17 protein-coding genes are annotated in these 16,081 nt (G+C 70.7%); 4 read left to right on the forward strand and 13 right to left on the reverse strand.

Translation table 11 applies throughout. The features are described from left to right. Positions 1-41 precede the first annotated feature (41 nt). A complete protein-coding gene (locus tag ACZ5VQ_RS06630) occupies positions 42-728 on the reverse strand; it encodes an SDR family NAD(P)-dependent oxidoreductase (RefSeq protein ID WP_469103937.1) in 687 nt (228 codons plus the stop codon). A gap of 202 nt (positions 729-930) precedes the next feature. On the opposite strand from ACZ5VQ_RS06630, the gene ACZ5VQ_RS06635 reads away from it, so the two are divergent. Beyond that, entirely contained in the window at positions 931-1,539 is a 609-nt protein-coding gene (locus tag ACZ5VQ_RS06635; protein WP_469103938.1) for a TetR/AcrR family transcriptional regulator, read from the forward strand. Positions 1,540-1,556: 17 nt separating this feature from the next. On the opposite strand, the gene ACZ5VQ_RS06640 is transcribed toward ACZ5VQ_RS06635, so the two are convergent. The 4 genes from ACZ5VQ_RS06640 to ACZ5VQ_RS06655 all read right to left on the reverse strand — a co-directional run bounded on the left by ACZ5VQ_RS06640 (position 1,557) and on the right by ACZ5VQ_RS06655 (position 4,844). Further along, positions 1,557-2,786, reverse strand: coding sequence for a C40 family peptidase (locus tag ACZ5VQ_RS06640; protein WP_469103939.1), 1,230 nt, complete (start codon positions 2,784-2,786; stop codon positions 1,557-1,559). Between the two features lie 108 nt (positions 2,787-2,894). Continuing rightward, positions 2,895-3,233 carry a hypothetical protein gene (locus ACZ5VQ_RS06645; RefSeq protein ID WP_469103940.1) on the reverse strand — a complete coding sequence of 113 codons (339 nt, stop codon included), beginning with the start codon at positions 3,231-3,233 and terminating at the stop codon, positions 2,895-2,897. A gap of 10 nt (positions 3,234-3,243) precedes the next feature. Continuing rightward, positions 3,244-3,969: a TetR/AcrR family transcriptional regulator gene (locus tag ACZ5VQ_RS06650; protein ID WP_469103941.1), complete on the reverse strand. Its 726-nt coding sequence runs from the start codon at positions 3,967-3,969 to the stop codon at positions 3,244-3,246. 293 nt (positions 3,970-4,262) lie between these two features. Beyond that, complete coding sequence (locus tag ACZ5VQ_RS06655) at positions 4,263-4,844, reverse strand: DUF308 domain-containing protein (protein ID WP_469103942.1); 582 nt, start codon at positions 4,842-4,844, stop codon at positions 4,263-4,265. Positions 4,845-4,979: 135 nt separating this feature from the next. Here ACZ5VQ_RS06655 and ACZ5VQ_RS06660 point away from each other — a divergent pair, with 135 nt between their 5' ends. After that, positions 4,980-6,257, forward strand: coding sequence for a sensor histidine kinase (locus ACZ5VQ_RS06660; protein WP_469103943.1), 1,278 nt, complete (start codon positions 4,980-4,982; stop codon positions 6,255-6,257). Continuing rightward, positions 6,254-6,913 (forward strand): response regulator transcription factor, encoded by a 660-nt coding sequence (locus ACZ5VQ_RS06665; RefSeq protein ID WP_469103944.1) that lies wholly within the window; start codon positions 6,254-6,256, stop codon positions 6,911-6,913. The genes ACZ5VQ_RS06660 and ACZ5VQ_RS06665 overlap by 4 nt, the downstream gene beginning before the upstream one ends. A 101-nt stretch (positions 6,914-7,014) precedes the next feature. Here ACZ5VQ_RS06665 and ACZ5VQ_RS06670 read toward each other — a convergent pair whose 3' ends face one another. Further along, a complete protein-coding gene (locus ACZ5VQ_RS06670; RefSeq protein WP_469103945.1) occupies positions 7,015-7,944 on the reverse strand; it encodes an AurF N-oxygenase family protein in 930 nt (309 codons plus the stop codon). Between the two features lie 141 nt (positions 7,945-8,085). Between ACZ5VQ_RS06670 and ACZ5VQ_RS06675 the strand changes: the two genes are divergently transcribed. Beyond that, positions 8,086-9,192, forward strand: coding sequence for a ferritin-like domain-containing protein (locus tag ACZ5VQ_RS06675; protein ID WP_469103946.1), 1,107 nt, complete (start codon positions 8,086-8,088; stop codon positions 9,190-9,192). Between the two features lie 25 nt (positions 9,193-9,217). Here the strand turns inward: ACZ5VQ_RS06675 and ACZ5VQ_RS06680 are convergent, their stop codons facing one another. The 7 genes from ACZ5VQ_RS06680 to ACZ5VQ_RS06710 form a co-directional block, all read right to left on the reverse strand. Further along, positions 9,218-9,736, reverse strand: a complete 519-nt coding sequence (locus tag ACZ5VQ_RS06680; RefSeq protein ID WP_469103947.1) for a DUF3291 domain-containing protein — start codon at positions 9,734-9,736, stop codon at positions 9,218-9,220. 58 nt (positions 9,737-9,794) lie between these two features. Next, positions 9,795-11,252, reverse strand: a complete 1,458-nt coding sequence (locus tag ACZ5VQ_RS06685; RefSeq protein ID WP_469104077.1) for a penicillin-binding transpeptidase domain-containing protein — start codon at positions 11,250-11,252, stop codon at positions 9,795-9,797. 17 nt (positions 11,253-11,269) lie between these two features. Beyond that, positions 11,270-12,658 (reverse strand): FtsW/RodA/SpoVE family cell cycle protein, encoded by a 1,389-nt coding sequence (locus ACZ5VQ_RS06690; RefSeq protein WP_469103948.1) that lies wholly within the window; start codon positions 12,656-12,658, stop codon positions 11,270-11,272. A 99-nt stretch (positions 12,659-12,757) separates the two neighbouring features. After that, positions 12,758-13,123 carry an SH3 domain-containing protein gene (locus tag ACZ5VQ_RS06695; RefSeq protein WP_469103949.1) on the reverse strand — a complete coding sequence of 122 codons (366 nt, stop codon included), beginning with the start codon at positions 13,121-13,123 and terminating at the stop codon, positions 12,758-12,760. 229 nt (positions 13,124-13,352) lie between these two features. Further along, positions 13,353-14,585 carry an ATP-binding protein gene (locus ACZ5VQ_RS06700; protein WP_469104078.1) on the reverse strand — a complete coding sequence of 411 codons (1,233 nt, stop codon included), beginning with the start codon at positions 14,583-14,585 and terminating at the stop codon, positions 13,353-13,355. A gap of 32 nt (positions 14,586-14,617) precedes the next feature. Next, complete coding sequence (locus ACZ5VQ_RS06705; protein WP_469103950.1) at positions 14,618-15,358, reverse strand: hypothetical protein; 741 nt, start codon at positions 15,356-15,358, stop codon at positions 14,618-14,620. Between the two features lie 149 nt (positions 15,359-15,507). Next, entirely contained in the window at positions 15,508-16,014 is a 507-nt protein-coding gene (locus ACZ5VQ_RS06710; protein WP_469103951.1) for a protein-tyrosine phosphatase family protein, read from the reverse strand. Between the last annotated feature and the right edge of the window lie 67 nt (positions 16,015-16,081).

Below are 16,081 nucleotides of genomic sequence, written 5' to 3' on the forward strand. Positions count from 1 at the left end.
GGTCGGTCGCGCCGCCCCTCGACGTGCTCGTGCCCGCACGGCTACCAGCGCAACTCCCCGTTCTCGTCCTGGAGAGTTCCGGTGGGACCGTCCGCGTCGAGGGTTGCCAGGCGCACGACAGTCCTGGCGCTCTCCTCCACCGGCCTTCCGATTCCGAGGGCCGCGGTCATGTCGGTGGCGGTGGTGCCGGGCTCAAGTGCGTTGAACTTGATGCCCGGCTGGGACTTGGCGTACTGGACCGTGAGCATGGTCGCCGCCGACTTTGACGCGGAGTAGAGCGCGAACGGCACGTTGAACTCCGGCCGGTCCGGGTTGTTGACCGCCCAGAACGACCCGAGGCTGCTCGAAACGGTGACCACGGTGGGGTTCGAGGACTTGCGCAGCAGGGGAAGTGCCGCTTCCGTGACGCGCACGATTCCCACCGCGTTCGTGTCGAACATTCGCAGAGCCGAGGGACCGTCGCTGACTTCGCTCCCGAGGATGCCCGCGTTGTGCACGAGCACGTCGAGGCGGCCCTCGGCCGAACCGATCGTCGCCAGCGCGCCGCTCACCGATGCGTCGTCGGTCACATCGAGCTGCACGAATCGCGCGCCGAGCTCTGCCGCGGCCTTTTCACCTCGTTCGACGTCACGCGCGCCCATGTAGACGACGTGGCCCAACTCCAGAAGCTGTTTGGCTGTCTCGAAGCCGATGCCCTTGTTGGCTCCGGTGATCAGTGTGACGGTCATGTCTTTCCTCCAGAATCAAGTGGCCCGAGCGGGCTGTTGTCGGTATCCGGACTGTTCTTCGCGTCTGCCGGCGCAGCTCCCGGTGCAGGTCCGGAACCGCGTCCACATGTGAACAGCCTCCTTCGACTTCTGCATCGATCTCTGCAGAAGTCGAACGATAGCACTTCCGTATCGATCGATGCGGAAGAGGTAGACTGCGGGGGTGGAGACGAAACAGAACGGCCCCATCGGCCGACCGCGAGGGTTCGACGCCGACGAGGCTCTCGAACGGGCCATGCTGGTCTTCTGGGAGCACGGCTACGAGGGGGCCAGCCTGGCCCACCTGACGAATGCGATGGGCATCTCCACCACCAGCATGTACGCGGCCTTCGGCAACAAGGAGGCGCTGTTCCGCAGGGCCCTGGAGCGCTACACCGAGGGCCCGAGCGCCTACCTGCCCCGGGCCCTGGAGGAGCCGACCGCCCTCGGCGTCGCCACCGCCATCCTGGCCGGCACCGTTCGAACCACCACCCGCCCGGCCCACCCCAACGGCTGCCTGGGCGTCCAGGGCGCCCTGAGCGTCAGTGACTCCGGGCGGGAAGTCCGTGACCTTCTCGTCGCCTGGCGCGACAACGGCTACTCCCTCATCCGGGAGCGGTTCCAGCGGGCCGTCGACGACGGCGACCTGCCCCCGGAGACCGATCCGGGGCTACTGGCCCGCCACCTCACCGCCCTGGGGTACGGCATCGCAGTGCAGGCCGCGAGCGGTGTGGGCCGCGACGAACTCCAGGAAATGGCCGACGCCGCCCTGCGCAACTGGCCGCTCTCCTGAGACCGGCGCCCGAGCTCTCACTCCGGCTGCGGGTCGGCTGCGGCTGATTGCGCAGTTCCCCGCGACCCCGGGCGGGAAGCGGCGCTGTAGCCCTCGTCCGAACCGTCCGTCGCGCCCTCGGGGAGCTCCGGCGGGACATAGGTCCGCAGCGGCTCTCCTCCCGGGTCCGGCCGCACGGCACCCAGTACGGGATTGGCCGCGATGGGGGACACCTTGACCGTCGACCCCGGTCTCGGAGCCTGGACGACCATGCCGTCGCCGAGGTACATGGCGACGTGGGTGGCCTCGGGGAAGTAGACGACCAGGTCCCCAGGGCGCAGCTCGCTCAGCTCCACGCGAGGCAGTCGGGCCCACTGCTCCTGGCTGGTACGGGGAATGGCGCGGCCCGCGCTGCCCCAGGCCTCCGAGGTGAGACCGGAGCAGTCGTACGTGTCAGGTCCCTCGGCGCCCCACTCGTACGGCTTGCCGATCTGGTCCACGGCATGGCGCAGCGCCCGGTCCCCTTCACCGGAGGGCGGTCGCGCACTGCTCAGCGCGCCCGAGGCGACGAGCTCGTCCTGCGCCTCGGCCACGCCCGACTTCTCCAGCTCGGCCACCCGGGCGAGCTGTTCGGCGGACAGCGAGACGAGCAGCTCCTCGACGTCCTTCAGCCGTTTCCCGACGAGGTCACGGTCCTTCTTCTGCCGTTCGGCGAGGGTGAGTTGCTCGTCGAGCGCGCGCCGGGCCTCCCGCGCCAGCCCGTCGGTCCTTCTCTCGTCCACCACCAGCCGGTCGATCGTTCCGGCGCGCTCCAGCGAGACCTGCCTGATCACCTGGCCCTGGTCGAGCGCGTGCTGAGGATCGCGGGCGAGCAGCAGCCGTACGTACGAGGAGATCTCGCTCGTGCCCTGGTACTGCTGCCGGGCGAGCCGTCCCGCGGCGCCGCGGCTGCCCTGGAGCGAGAGCCGGGCCGCGGCGAGGCGCCCGTTGAGCTTCGCGACCTCGGTCCGCTGCCGCTTCAGCTTCTCCTCGGTCGCGTTGTACGTCTCGGTCGCCTCCTCCGCCTCCCGGTACAGCCGCTGGAGGTCGGTCAGCAACTCGGCCACGGACGGCTCGCCTTCCGGTACGGAATCCGGTGCCGAGCTCTCGCCGGGCTCGGCCACCGGACTCTCACCGGGCTCGGGCACCGCAGCCGCCGGGCCGGGTGCGAGGACGGCGCCGGCCGCGATCGCCGCCGTACAGACCAGCCGCAGAAGCCTTCCTGACACGTCATCACCTCCGGTGCGGGGCGCGGACCTTCCGCTCCTCCGCACCACGAGCGTCAGACGCGCGCGCGAGCTCCGCGCGGCGAGCGTGGGCGATCCGGCCCAACGAGGTCACTCGTCGGTGTCGTCCGACTTGCCGTCCGGCGTGGCGTCTGGCTTGATGCGCGCCGCGGTGTCGGGCTCGGCCTCCGGCCTGGACCACGGCCACCTGAGCCTGCCGCCGCCCGTGTCCGTGGGGTCGTACTGGTACTTCCATCCCTGATGCAGCGCCAGCCGCCTGCTGGTCCCCGCCTGCACCCGCCGGTAGACGAGCACGGTCGGCGGGCCACCGGCGTTGTCCGGGACCGGGACCCGGTACACCTTCGGCGGGTGTCCGGTCGGACCGAGCAGGACCGGCAGCACCCGGCCGTCCAGGGGGCCGCCTTCGAAGGGGGTGTCTTCGCTCTTCACGCAGCCAGTGTCACAGCAGGTGGCCCGCGTCGCTCACGACGGGCAGCACCGCCCGTGCGAAAGTGCCCATCGGGCCGTCCGTGGGCTCCATCGCCAGCGCGGCCCGTACGGCACCGGCCGTCTGGGCGTCGCGCCCCGCGGTCGCCACCAGGCACGCGACGAACTGCTCGACGAGCCAGTCCCGGAGCTCGTCCAGCGGGGGTTCCTTCTCCTCGTCCAGCCAGATCAGGGAGGCGGCCTCGACCGCCGTGATCCACATCCGGACGGTCATCCGCAGCCGGGGTCCCGGGTCCTCGACCTCCAGATGGACCAGGATGTGATCGGCGGCGGCGCGCCGCACCCCGTCCACGATGGCCGTGGTCCGGGACGTCTCGACGACGCTTCCGCCCTGCAGCAGCGCGCTGAATCCGGCGTCGTGCTCGTCCACGAAGGCGAGGTAGCGGTCGAGGGCGTTGGAGAGCCGCTGGGTGAGCGGGCCCTGCGGGGGTTCGGCGAAACAGTGCTCCAGCTCTTCCGCGGCGGATCTCAGTGCGGCTTCGTACAACTGCTGCTTGCCGCCGGGGAAGTAGCGGTACACCAGGGGTCGTGAGACGCCGGCCGCCTCCGCCACGTCGTCCAGGGAGACTTCCTCGGGGGCCCGGGCCGCGAACAACGACAACGCCGCGTCGAGCAGTTGGCTCCGCCGCTCCTCGACACTGAGCCGCCGATACGCGCGTGTGGGAACCTCCGAGGTCATGCCCCGCAGCGTAACCTTTCCCGCCCCCGCCGCCCCTACCCGTCCCGTCCCTGGGGGCTGCGCCCCCAGACCCCCGCATCGGCCTGAACGGCCTCGTCCTCAAACGCCGGACGGGCTGAGGGGGTGGGGGTTGCTGTGGGTGGGTGGGGGATCGGTCTGAACGGCCTTGTCCCCAGACGCCGGACGGGCTGGGGGGTGCGGGGTGCTGTGGGTGGGTGGGGGATTGGGCCGCACGGCCTCGTCCTCAGAGGCCGGACGGGCTGAGGGGTGGGCGGTGGCTTCGACGGTGGTGGTCAGCGAGTTTCGCGTCGGTCGCGGATGCTCAGGGTGATGGCGGAGACGAGGAACCAGAAGGCGCCGAAGGCCGAGTAGCCGGCGATGGTGGACAGGCCGCTCGTCGCCGAGGAGGACATGGCGGCGAAGGAGGCACCGGCGAGGACGGACAGGCCGCCGCTGATGACCATGGGCCACTGGGCACCGACGATGCGCCGGCGCCGGATCGCCACGACGAGCTGGATCGCTCCGGAAAGGAGGGCCCAGATGCCGAACACGAGCAGCGCCTTCCCGATGGTGGAGAAGAGGGCGATGGTCATGCCTGCGGTGGCGGCCACGCCGAGAGCGATGTTGGTCGTACCGACGCGGTCCGTGGCGCCGGGGCCGGTCATGCGGCGTTCGAGGAGCGTGGCGACGACGTCCCACAGGGGGTAGACGACGAGCAGCACGGCCGCGATCACGGTGGGCTTGTCCGTCGACACGAGCGAGGCGGAGGTCGCGGCGACGAGTGCCACCCAGACCAGGGAGAAGGCGACTCGGATCAGATGGAGCGATCGGAGCCCGGAGAGCGTCGTCGAGGTCGTGGCCGTGCTTGGACTCACGGTGGTCTGAGTCATCGGGTGTCCCGTTCTGTGATCGTGACGGTGTGAGGCGGTCGCCTCGACGAGGAGTCTCAGCGGCCTCGGGAGGGGCCGCGTACTTCGAACGAAGTAGTTCTGCCATCCACTTCGAATCGAATGAGTTCCGCCGTCCCCACCGCCCCGGACGGGGCCCGCCGTCTACTTCGTTCGAAGTACGCGGCCGCGGCAGACGTGGACGAGAATCAGGCCATGGTCAAGGCGCGGAACAACCAGGAAGGGCCCGTGGCACCCCTGTGGGTCCGCCGCCCCGAGGCGCTGCACCTCATCGCCTATTCGGTGGCCGCGCTGGTCTTCACCGGCCAGATCGTGGCAGTGATCCTGCGAGGCTCGGACTGGCAGACGGCCCTCTCCGTGCTCCTCGCCGGTGGCGGTGTCGCCCTCTCATGGCGGAGGCCGTGGGCAGGACTGGTCGTGACGAGCGCGGCGTCCTTCGCCGTCACGGCGGTGGGCCACGACCCCCTGTCGGTGTGGATGATGGCAGTGCTCGTGCTGTTCTCGGTCACCGTCAGGGGGAAGCAGCCGCTGGTCGGAACCGGCATCGTGGCCGCGTTCTTCCTGGGGGCGTTCATGACGCTGGGAGGATTCCGCGGCGGCGCGGTCGTGGGAGCCGCCGCACTCTTCTCGGCCGTGGCGGGAGGCGCGACAGGGGCCGCCCTGCGCATCCATCGAGAGCACTGGCGCACCCTGGAGGAACGGGCCGAAAGCGCCATCGCCACCCGCGAGATCGAAGCCACCCGACGGGTGACCGAGGAACGGCTCCGCATCGCCCGGGACCTCCACGACGTCATCGGCCACCAGGTCGCGATGCTGAGCATGCATCTCGGTGCCGCGGAGATCGGGCTGCCCGAGGACGCCGAGCCCTCCCGGCAGGCCCTCGTCTCGGCCAGGTCCAGCGCCCGTACCGTCGTCGTCGAGACGCAGCGGATCCTCGCGCTCCTCCGCCTCGGGGACGACATCTCCGACGACGAGGCGCTCCGGCCGACCCCGGCGCTCAGCGGCCTGGAAGGCCTGGTCGCCTCCTTCGAGAGCATCGGCCTCGACGTCGATCCCTCCATCGACATCCCCGCCGGTTTCGTGGAGCCCAGCGTCGGCGTGACGGTCTACCGGGTCGTCCAGGAAGCACTCACGAATGCCTACCGGCATGGAGAGGGGCCGGCAACGGTGGATGTGCGCGAGCGCGACGGCAGGATCTGCGTCACCGTGGAGAACCGCGTCGGTCACTCACCGCGTGGCTCCGGACCGGGCAGCGGACTCGGACTCGTGGGGATGCGCGAACGCGTCGAGTCCTCCAGCGGGCGGCTGACGATCGACACCGATGACGGTCGATTCCGGGTCCACGCGGAGTTCAGCCCCTTGGGAGCCACCGTCCGATGACGCGGGTTCTGATCGTCGACGACCAGGACGAGATCAGGGCCGGCATCAGGGCGATGCTCCGGCTCGACCCGGGTCTCGTTGTCGCGGGTGATCTCTCCGACGGACTCCAGGTCCTCCCCTTCCTCCGGGACCACCCCGTCGACCTGGTCCTGATGGACATCCGGATGCCCGGCATCGACGGCGTCGAAGCCACCCGCCGGATCCGTAGGGAGCACCCGCCCGAAAGCCTGCGGGTGATCGTGCTGACCACCTTCGACCAGGACGACATCGTTCTCGCCGCCCTTCGCGCGGGCGCCAACGGCTTCCTGAGCAAGACCGTGAGCCCCGCAGAACTCGTCGCCGGAATCACCGAGGTCGTCGGCGGTGGCGGTGCGCTGTCGGCCGCGGCGACGGCCGCGCTCATCGGTCACATGACCGACAGTCCGCCCCCGGTGATCGACAAGGAACTGCTGCGACGCTTCGACGCTCTGACACCCAGGGAACGGGACGTGGTCGTCCTCGTCGCGAGCGGTCTCGGCAACGACGAGATCGCGGCCCAGCTGTCCGTGTCGCCGTTCACCGTGAAGACGCATGCGGTGCGGGCCATGACGAAGGTCGGCGCACGTGATCGAGCCCAACTCGTCTCGTTCGCCTTCCGGGCCGGCCTCTACCCCTGAGCCCGCCGAGCAGAACCCCGAAACGGGCGGCCGCCGTGGGCACGCACCGACCACAACTCGCAGCCCGCGACCGGACCGCCCCCACCCTCAGGTCAGACCCCTCAGGCCAGCAACCCCGAAGACCTCCAAAGCCGCCGCCCCGCCCCGCGCAACACCCCGATGTCGTCCAAGAAGTCGGTCAGCCGCTTCGCACCCGTCTGCATGACCTCCCGCCGATGCCCACTCGCCTTGACCTGCGCCATCGCCTCACGCCGGTCGAGCCCCACGTTCTCGTACACATCCGAATTGACGAAGGCCACCGAGAACACCCGCGCGAACTCCCCGGACGTCACCCGCGTGAACTCCTGCGACCACCGGGGCGCGGTCACCATCTGCCGACGCAGTTCCTCCCGCGCGTACCGGACATGCCGCGCCTCCTCCACCACGTGGATCCGCGTCACACCCCGGATCAACGTCTGCACCCGCTCGTCCGGAAACGTCAGCCGCTGCATCCAGTCGAGCACCTCCTCGCCGAGCAACGTCGCCGTGAACGACCCGGGCGTCGTCGACACCGTCTTGAAGAAGCGCCCGAGGTTCTGATGGGCCCGGCTCACCGGGTACCACGGCGTCCCGCCCGACGAGATCAGCCGCGCGAACATCTTCGAGTGCCGGCACTCGTCCTCGATCTCGGTCAGCGCGTAGCGCACATGCGCACTCGTCGCCGCCTTGTCGTAGATGTGCCGCACCAGCAGCTGCATCAGGATGATCTCGAACCAGATCCCCAGCGAGGCCAGCGCAGCGGCCTCGTGCCGCGACAGCAGGATCCGCTGCTCCTCACTCATCCGCTTCCACAGCGGCGTGTCGTACAACGACACCAACTCCGGCGGCCAGAACCACTTCCCCTCCTCGAAGGGGGCGTCCCAGTCCAGCTCCCTGTCCGGGTCGAAGGAGTGCTTCGCGGAGGAGTCGAGCAGCCGCTCGGCCACCTGCTCCCGGTCCTTGAGCAGACCGAGCGCATCGCGCAGCACCTCGGTCTCCGTCACGGTCGTCATGGCTGTGCCCACCTCGTCGTACGGGAAGAAACCTTCGGGTTACCGCCGGTCACTCCTTATGAGACTGCTTGTCAGCAAGCCCGTCAATCCCTCGCGCGCAACTTGTTGACCCGTCGTCTACTACGTAGGAGCCTGCGGGACATGCCCACCTACGACCTGTACGCCAAGGACCCCGGAGCCCCCCTCTGGCAGGTGCCCGCGACCGGCGCGGCACGGTTCAGCTGGGAGTACGACGAAGGGCGCGACCGTCTGCTCGCCCTCTACCAGAAGGGCAAGGACAAGCAGTGGGACGGCCGGAAGCGGATCGACTGGGACCTGGAGGTGGACCCGCACGATCCGCTCGGCACCCCCGACGAGTCGATCTCGATCTACGGCACGCCCTACTGGGCGAGGATGAACGACCGCGACAAGGGCGAACTCCGCAAGCACTTCGCCTCATGGCAGTTCAGCCAGTTCCTGCACGGCGAGCAGGGCGCCATGGTCTGCGCGGCCCGCATCGTCGAATCGGTCCCGGACCTGGACGCCAAGCTCTACTCCGCCACCCAGACCATGGACGAGGCCCGCCACGCGGAGATCTACGCCCGGTTCCTCCACGAGAAGATCGGGATGCTGTACCCGGTCAACGACAACCTCCGGTCGCTGCTCGGCGACACCCTCCGCGACTCCCGCTGGGACATGCCCTACCTCGGCATGCAGGTCCTCATCGAGGGCCTGGCGCTGGCCGCGTTCGGCATGATCAGGGACACCACGGACAAGCCGTTGCCCAAGCAGATCCTCGCGTACGTCATGCAGGACGAGGCCCGCCACGTGGCCTTCGGCCGCATGGCGCTGCGCGACTACTACAAGCAGCTCACCGACGCCGAGCTCCGCGAACGTGAGGAGTTCGTCATCGAGGGCTGCTACCTGATGCGCGACCGGCTGCGCGGCGTGGAGGTCCTGGAGAACTTCGGCATCCCCAAGGCGGAGGCCGAGGAGTACAGCGAGCGCTCCGAATTCCTCGCGCTGTTCCGCCAGTTGCTGTTCTCCCGCATCGTCCCCTGCGTCAAGGACATCGGCCTGTGGGGCAAGCGCCTCCAGCAGGCCTACGTCGACATGGGAGTCTTCGACATGGGCAACTCCAACCTCGACCTCCTCATGGCCCAGGACGAGGAACTGGCCGAACAACTGGACGCGGAACGCTTCGCCGCGGAGGAAAAGGCACGGGTCGCGGAGGTGGAGCAGGCCATCGAGGCCGGCGCGGAGCCCTAGAACGGGCGGTCGCACGCCGCCGGCTCTAGACCAGGCACTCCACATCCGGCAGGACCCGGTCCGCCGCCCCGAGGACAGGCGCCGCCTCCCCGGACGGGAACGACGTCCGAAGCGTGAACGCGTACGCGGTCGCCCCGTGCGCCCGCAGATGCAGCAGCCGCTCCTCCGCCTCGGCGACCGTCGGCCGGTGCCCGGCCGGTACCCACCACAGGACGGTCATCGCCTCCTGGATCCGCTCGAACCACTCGCGCCGACGGGCGAGCAGCTCGCGGTGCTGCCCCTGGTACATGAACGCGGTGAGGGCGTTGGTGTCCCGCCACACCGACATGTTGACGATCAGCCACTCGTCGCCGAAGACGGCCACGTCCGTCGCGTTGCCCGAGTCGCTCTGCAGACGCCAGACGAAACCGTCGGAGGTGTCGGCGACCGCGTTCACCGGGTCGAGGGCGTCGACGAAGTCCTTCAACCGCGGTGAGTCCAGAGGGGATTTGAGCCGGGCGATGTTGACCTGGGCGAGTTCGTACGAGGCAGCGGTCTGAGTCATGACCGAACGGTAGGTCGGTACGGAACCGGACAACACCCCCCGTCTCACGAAGCGGGCATCAACGCCCGAGCACCGCCCCCATCACGGCCCGTGCGATCGGCGCCGCGTCCCCGCCCCCGCTGATGTCCCCCCGGTCGGCCTCCGCGTCCTCGACGACGACCGCGACGGCCACGGCCGGCTCCACCGCGTCGTCCGCCTTCGCCCAGGAGATGAACCAGGCGTACGGCGTACCGGAGTTGTGGATGCCGTGCTGGGCGGTGCCGGACTTGCCGCCGACCGTGGCGCCGGGGACGGCGGCGTTCTTGCCGGTGCCCCGCTCCACCACGTCCGTCATCAGCTCGCGCAGCTGTACGGCGGTGGCGGGGTTCATGGCCTGGTGGAGGGTGCGCTGCCCGGTGGCCGACACCGTGTCGCCGTCGTCGGTGGTCGTACGCTCGACCAGGTGGGGCGTACGCACCGAGCCGTTGTTCGCGACGGCCCCGGCGACCATCGCCATCTGCAGCGGCGTCGCCCGGGTGTTGTACTGGCCGATGGAGGAGAGCGCGAGCTGCGCCCGGTCCACCCGGGTGTCGAAGGTGCTGGGGGAGACCCGGAAGGGGACCCTCAACCGCCGCTCGTTGAAGCCGAATCCGGCGGCCCCGGCCCGCATGCCGGCCACCCCGACGTCCACGCCCAGCTTGGCGAAGACGGTGTTGCACGACCAGGTGAAGGCGTACCTCAGGGAGGCGTCCGCGCACCCCTCGACCTCGTTCGTCAGCCGGACCGAGCTGCCCGGCAGCCGGTACGGGTCGGGGGACTTCGTGGGCTCGTCGACGTCCTCCACCACGCCCGCGTCGAGGGCCGCCGCCGCGGTGACCACCTTGAAGGTGGAGCCGGGCGGATACGTCTGCCGCACGGCCCGGTTGAGCATCGGCTTGTTGGCCGCCTGGTTCAGCCGCGTCCATGCCCGGGCCACCGCCGAGTCCGTCCCGGAGAGCTCCTCGGGGTTGTAGGAGGGCGTGGAGACCAGCGCCAGGATCCGTCCCGTGGACGGTTCGAGCGCGGCCACCGCGCCCCGCCGGTCGCCGAGCCCCTCGTACGCCGCCTGCTGCGCGGCCGGGTCGAGGGTCGTGACGACGTGACCGCCGGGGTTGCGGGCCCGAGTGAGGTCGTTCCACAGGGGGAGCGGCGACAGCAGCGGGTCGGTGCCCGCCAGGACGTCGTCCTCGGCGCCCTCCAGCAGATTCGTCCCGTACACCTGCGAGGCGAAGCCGGTGACGGGCGCGTACAACGGGCCGTTCTTGTAAGTCCGTTCGTAGCGGAACTGCTCGCCGGAGTCCTTGGAGCCGGTGACCGGCTCGCCGCCGACGAGGATGTCGCCGCGCGGCTGGCCGTAACGGGCGATCGTGTGGCGGCGGTTGGCCGGGTTCTCGTCGTACGAGCGGGCCTGGACGAGCTGGATGCGGGTGGCGTTGACGAGGAGGGCGAGCAGGAGCAGGGCGCAGAAGGCGGCGGCGTGCCGGACGTACCGGGTCATGGGGCGGCCGTTCCCGGTCATGGCGTGACCCTTTGCTCTTCGGCCCTTTCTCCGGCCTTCGCCGCCTCGGGCCCGCCGCGCGCCGAGTCGCTCAGGCGCATCAGCAGGGCCACGATGATCCAGTTGGTGACGACCGACGAGCCGCCCTGCGCCAGGAAGGGCATCGCCATTCCGGTCAGCGGGATCAGCCCCGTCACGCCGCCCGCGATCACGAAGACCTGGAGGGCGACGATCGAGGCGAGTCCGACCGCGAGCAGCCGGCCGAAGGGGTCGCGCAGGCAGAGGCCCGCCCGGTAGCCGCGCTCGACCAGCAGCCCGTACAGCAGGAAGATCGCGGAGAGGCCGGCCAGGCCCAGTTCCTCGCCTGCCGTGGCCAGGATGAAGTCCGACTTGGCGGCGAAGCCGATGAGGACGGAGTGGCCGAGGCCGAGTCCCGTGCCCAGCATCCCGCCGGCGGCGAACGAGAAGAGCGACTGGGCGAGTTGGTTCGGACCCAGGCCCGCCTCGATCGACGCGAACGGGTGCAGCCAGTCCTCGACCCTGCTGTGCACATGCGGTTCGAGCCAGCCGACGGCGACGGCACCGCACGCCGCGAGCAGCAGGCCCACCGCGATCCAGCCGGTGCGGCCCGTGGCGACGTACAGCAGGATCACGAACAGGCCGAAGAAGAGCAGCGACGTGCCGAGGTCCCGCTCCAGGACCAGGACGCCGACGCTCAGCAGCCAGATCGCGACGATCGGGCCGAGGACGCGCCCGGTGGGCAGTTGGAGCCGCCAGACGCGACGGCCGGTGTACGCGAGGGCGTTGCGGTTCGCCGCGAGGTAGCCGGCGAAGAACACCGCGAGCAGGACCTTCGCGAACTCGCCCGGCTGGATGGAGAATCCGGCGACCCTGACCCAGATGCGGGCGCCGTTCACGGAGGGGAAGAAGATCGGCAGGACGAGCAGGACGAGCGCGCTCACGACGGACACGTACGTGTAGCGCTGGAGCACCCGGTGGTCGCGCAGCAGCACCACGACCGCGATGAACAGGCCCATGCCCAGCGTCGACCAGACGAGCTGTGTCGGGGCGGCCGGGTCGTCCGGGGTCTCCAGGTCGAGCCGGTAGATGAGCACCAGGCCCAGTCCGTTGAGCAGGACGCCGATCGGCAGCAGCAGCGGATCGGCGTACGGGGCCCGCAGACGCACCGCGAGATGCGCGAGGAGCGCGAGTACGCCGAGCCCGGCGCCGTAGCCGACGGCGCCGGGCGGGACCGACCCGGTCCGGGCGATACCCACGTCGCAGTAGCCGTACACGGAGAGCAGGACGGCCACGACGATGAGGGTGAACTCGATGCCACGGCGCCGGGGGAGGGGGACAACGGGAGCGGGCGGGTCCGCCTGCGTTGTCGTTCCGGGCGAGAGCATGTCCGGAACGTAGCAAGCGAAACAGTGGATGTCCCGCTATAGAGGGTCAAACGGGCTTCTCGGGTGCACCTCGGCCGCCCCTTCAGGGGCGCGGGGTGCTCAGCACCAGCGGGGCGCCGGACCGATGTTGTCGATGAAGCGGGCCGTCGCCCAGGCCCAGGTGCCGTCCGCCAGGAGGTACCAGAGGTGGTTGCCCTGGACGTTCTCGCCGCTCGTCTTGCAGAAGATGGAGACCTTCTGGCCGTGGCCCACGAAGCCCACGACGGCGCTGCCGCGGGTCGGCCTGTCGCGGAGGTTCAGTCCGCCGGGCGCGGTGACGACGCCCTTGTAGAGCTTGTGGTGACTGCCGTTGTTGTGGTGGTGGCCCCAGTCGTCGTTCGCGAGAGCGGGGCTCGCGGCTCCGACGACGAGGGCGCCGCCGGCGGCGGCTATGCCTATGCGGGTGAGAGCGGTACGCAGTGACATTGCTGGCTCCTCCAGAAACGGGGGCAGAGCTGACTAATCGCCACATTATGAGCGCCCCGCGCGACGCGCCCGTCACACTGAGCCATCAGAGACAAGCAACCGCTCACCCCGCGCCCCGTCAGGGGCGCGGAGCTGTGTCGACCTGCGGCTCCGCCGCGGGGCGTGACCAGCCACAACGCACCCGCAGCGGCCAGGCCGTCCGCATCCCGAGCCCGGTCGCCCCCGGGGCTCAGCGGAGCGAAAGCGACGCGACAGCCCCACCGTCCGCCGCGTTCGCGAACCCCAGCCGCGCCCCCAACACCCCGGCCTGCCCCAGCGCGATGGTCAGCCCCAGCCCATGTCCCTTGGAGCCGCCCTCCGTCCGGAACCGCTGCGGCCCGTGCTCGACGAGGTACGCCGGGAAGCCGTCACCGTGGTCCCGCACGGTGACGAGCGGCCCGTCGACCGTCAGCGACACCGGCGCCCGCCCGTGCTTGTGCGCGTTGGCGACGAGATTGCCCAACACCCGCTCCAGGCGCCGCCGGTCGGTCTCCACGACCACGTCCCGTACGACCTGGACCTCGGTGTCCGTGCCGGACGCCCGGACCACCCGCTCGGCCACCTCCGCGAGCCGTACCGCGTCCACGTCCAGCCGCTCGCTGCGCGTGTCGAGCCGGGAGATCTCCAGCAGGTCCTCGGTGAGCGTGCGCAGCGCGGCGACCCGGTCGCGGACCAGCTCGGTCGGGCGGCCCGGCGGCAGCAGCTCGGCCGCCGCGTGCAGCCCGGTCAGCGGGGTCCGCAGCTCGTGGGCGACGTCCGCCGTGAAGCGCTGCTCGCTCAGCAGCTTGCCCTGCAGCGAGGACGCCATCGTGTCCAGCGCGCCCGCGACCGCGGCCACCTCGTCCTGGGGGCGCGTCGGGTCCTCGGCCCGCGGGTCGTTCACCCGCGCGTCCAGGTCGCCCGCGCTGATGCGCCGCGCCACCTGGGCCGTGCCGTGCAGCCGCCGCGTCACACGGGTCACCGCGAACGCGCCCCCGAGCAGCGTCACGCCGATCGCCAGCGCCGAGGAGCCGAGGATCGCCTGGTCGAGACCGTCGATCGTACGGACGCCCTGCGAGTAGTCGACCCGCACGGCGAGCGCGCGCCCGCCGCTCGCGGGACCGGCCGCCCACATCGTGGGGTGCGGGTCGTCGCTGCCGACCATCGTGCCGCGGTCCCCGGACTCGGCGAGCGTACGCAGCTCGACGGGCAGGCCCGCCAGGTCGACGCCCGCGCCGTGCGGCAGCCGGTCGCCCGCCTCGAACGCCTCCGTCGCCTCGGTGAGCCGGTCGAGCGCGCGGTCGCGGGCCTCACCGACGGTCTGGTTGGTCACCGAGACGTGCACGAGGGTGCCGAGAAGAGCGGCCAGGCCGCAGCACATCACGGTGATGAAGGCGGCGGCCTTCCAGGTGAGGGTGGCGGTCCAGTGGCGCAGGCGCCGCATCCCGGTGGGCGGCCCGGTCGGCCGCGGGCGCCTCACCGGGAGTCCGCGGCCGGGGAACGCGTGGGAGCGGGGCCGCTGGGTGTGGCGGTCGCCCCCACCCGCAGGATCTCGTCCTTCGCCGCGAGCATCGCCTTCTGGCGGCGGTCCCAGGACCACACCGTGCGGTACTCGTAGCCCGCCAGCGTCGACGGCGAGCGGATGATCACGTCATGGCCCGCGATCTGGACGCTGAGCGTGCTGTCCGTCGTGGCCATGACCTCGACCAGCCGGTGACCGATGAAGGTGTACGCGCGCACGCCCAGCTGGTTCTCGGGCATCCGCACGCCGAGCACCATGTCGTCCCGGCCGTCGCCGGTGATGTCGCGGTAGTACGGGTGCAGGACCGGGCATTTCCGGCCACGCTCGCCCTTCTTGCCGCACTCCTTGGTCCGCTGGGCCGTCTCCGCGTACGAGGCCCCGTCGTCGGTGTAGAGATCCGGATGGCGGGCGATCTCCGCGCGGAAGACGGCGACCGGGTCGACCTTGTGGATGTCGTCGCCCGGCGCGGTGACGCCCTGGACGGTCTCGGTTTCCGCCTCGCCGTAGTCGAGGGCGGGCGAGGCGGCGGGCGGAACCTCCGGCCACAGCCGGGTCGGGCCCACGGCGGTGGACGTCGGGCCCGACCCGCGCAGATCGCCCGGGTCGCCGCAGCCCGCGAGCAGCAGGGCGGCGACGGGCAGCGCGAGCGCCGCGCGCGCGAGGCGGCGGGAGCCCGCGGGGCGGTTGTGGATCACTGCGCTCCTGCGTCAGGGCCGCTCGCCCGGTGCGAGATCGGCGTGGACCGGGATGGTGCCGCGGTCACCGAGCATGGCCGATTACCGCCGCCCGTACACCCTATTCGTACGGAAGTCCTTTTTGTTCGCCGGTTGCCGGTGGGGACAAGCTACTCGGTGAGCTCTTCGAGGAGCCGGGCCGTGTCGAGCCCGGTGTGCAGGTAGTCCACGAACAACTCGTTGTGCAGCGCCCACGGGGAACGGCGTGAGCGGATCAGGCGGATCGCGTCCTCGGCGGTGCTGCCCGCGCGGATCAGGGCGTGGGCGACGACCAGGCCCGAGCGGTTGTAGCCGTGGTAGCAGCGGACCAGGACGCGCCGGCCGGCGTCCCGTGCCTCGTCCGCGGTCCGCGCGAGCCGCATCACACCGGCCAGCTGGGTGCCGTCCAGCGGTCCGTCGGGGATCGGCCACACATGGTGCTCCACGCCCGGGTCGGGGCCGTGGCCGGGTAGTCGCAGCAGGGTCAGGACCAGGTCGAACTCGTCACGTACGACGGCGAACTCCGGTTGTCCCGAGCGGCCCGTGTACTCGTGACCGCCCATCCACAGGCCGGGCACGATCTCGCTCCACGGGTTGTCCGGGGCCGGTGCATTGGACTGCTTCCCGCGATCCCGCAACGGCGCCTCCCCCTCGACTGCTCCAAAGGTAACCGGCTTCTTGCCCCTGGAGCACCCCGCCTGTTCC

This window comes from Streptomyces sp. NPDC033178, assembly GCF_055577685.1.